The 2,094-nt window shown below is 74.4% G+C and carries 2 protein-coding genes; both read left to right on the top strand.

Annotated elements, in window-relative coordinates; genetic code table 11:
- On the top strand, nucleotides 1-299 hold a 299-nt coding region (locus tag FNQ90_RS20720; protein WP_228471441.1), incomplete at its 5' end, for a phosphopantetheine-binding protein.
- 36 nt (nucleotides 300-335) lie between these two features.
- On the top strand, nucleotides 336-2,094 hold a 1,759-nt coding region (locus FNQ90_RS20715), incomplete at its 3' end, for a condensation domain-containing protein (protein ID WP_182607743.1).

Below are 2,094 nucleotides of genomic sequence, written 5' to 3'. Positions count from 1 at the left end.
CCGCCTTCACCGCCCCGCGCACCCCCACCGAGACGGTGACCGCGCAGATCTGGGCCGAGGTGCTGGGCGTGACCGAGGTGGGGGTCCACGACGACTTCTTCGTCCTGGGTGGCCACTCCCTGCGCGCGGTGGCCACCGCCTCCCGCCTGCGGGCCGCGTTCGACTGCCCCATCCGCGTCCGCGACATCTTCGAACATCCCACGGTCGAGCGACTCGCCGCCGAGGTGGAGCGTCAACTCCTCGAGCAGATCGCCGCCATGAGCGAGGACGAGATCGACCTCTCCCTCACCGTCGAGTAATCCGATCGCCTCCCGAGACAGATGGGAAGACACGTCATGACCACTCCCCGGGTCGCTCCCGCCCCGATCACCCGCGGTGACCTCTCCCCGGCCGCCCGACGCCTGTTGGAACAGCGGCTCCGCGGCCGGACCGCCGGCCCGGAGCGGGCCGTCATCCCCCGCCGGTCCCCCCGGACCGGGGAGGCCCCGCTCTCCGCGGCCCAGCAGCGCCTGTACTTCCTGGAGCAGCTCGACCCCGGCGGCACCGAGTACCTGATGCCCGCCGCCTGGCGGTTCACCGGACCGCTGGACATCGCCGCCCTGGACGGGGCCGTCCGCGACCTCGTCACCCGCCACGAACAGCTGCGGGTGGTCTTCCCCGACCACGACGGCGCACCCGCCCAGCGTGTCCTGCCGCCCGACGGGGCCGGACTGGAACTGGTCGACCCGATCGCGGAGGGTCCCTCGGGGGACCCCGGAAAGGCGGTCGCCCGGGCGGTCCGGGAAGCGGCCCTGCGCCCCTTCGACCTCGCCGCCGAGCCGGCCTTCCGGGCCACCCTGATCCGGGCCGGCCACGAGGAGCACGTCCTGGTGCTGGCCATGCACCACATCGTCTCCGACGGTTGGTCGCTGGACGTGCTGGTGCGCGACCTCGCGGAGTTCCACCGGGCCCGGGCCGGCGGCGGGACCCCCGTCCTGCCCCCGCTGCCCATCGACTACACCGACTACGCCGTCTGGCAGCGCGAGGCGGACCACGGCGCGTCGCTGGAGTACTGGCGCTCCACCCTCGCGGGCGTCACCCCGCTGGAACTGCCCACCGATCACCCGCGTCCCGAGACCCGCTCCCACGTCGGCGCGGTCCACACGGTCGAGTTGTCACCGGAGCTGTCCGAGGCGGTCGCCCGGATCGGCCGTCGCGCCGGGACCACCCCCTACACGACGCTCATGGCGGCCTTCCGCACCGCGCTGGCCCTGCACAGCGGCCAGAGCGACATCGCGATCGGCACGATCGTCGCCAACCGGGAGCGTCCCGAGATCGAGCGGCTCGTCGGCTTCTTCGTCAACACGCTCGTCATCCGCACCGACCTGCCCGGCGATCCCACCCCGGACGAGGTGCTGCGGCACACCCGCGACCGCGTCCTCGGCGCGCTCTCCCACCAGGACCTGCCCTTCGAACGCGTGGTGGACGAGGTGAGTCCCGAACGGGACCTCTCGCGCAACCCCCTGGTGCAGGTGCTGTTCTCCCACACCACGGTCCGGGACGGCGACGGCTTCTCCCTGGGGGCGGCCGTCGGCACCCCCGAGCCCATCGACCTGACCACCGCCAAGTTCGACCTCTCCCTGGAGGTCCGGGACGAGGGCGGACGCCAGAAGCTGGTCTTCGTCCACCGACCGGACCTCTTCACCACGGCGACCGTCGCCCGCATCGCCGACCACACCGTGGCCGCCCTGCGCCTGTTCGACGACCGCCCCGACACCCCGCTGAGCGCCGGTGACCTCCTCACCCCCGGGGAGCGGGAGCTGCTGCTCGGCCCCGGGAGCCCCGCCCGGCCGGAGGCCCGGGCCGCCGGGCCGGTCCCCTCGGTCCCCGAACGGCTGACGCGGTGGTCGCGCCGCGACCCCGACGCCGTCGCCGTGCGCGCCGGGGGGGTCGAACTCACCCGTGCCGCCCTCGACACCGCCTCCCGGGCCCTGGCCGACCGACTGCGCGCGGCGGGTGTCCGGCCCGGCGAGCCGGTCGGTGTCTGCCTCGACCGGTCGGCCGATCTGGTGGTCGCCCTGCTCGGCGTCTGGCGTGCCGGGGCCGCCCAACTCC

The sequence above is a fragment of the Streptomyces alkaliphilus genome (assembly GCF_014141535.1).
Classification (GTDB): domain Bacteria; phylum Actinomycetota; class Actinomycetes; order Streptomycetales; family Streptomycetaceae; genus Streptomyces; species Streptomyces alkaliphilus.
The sequence above is the reverse complement of the archived record's forward strand: the minus strand, read 5'-3'. Positions and strand labels throughout refer to the sequence as shown.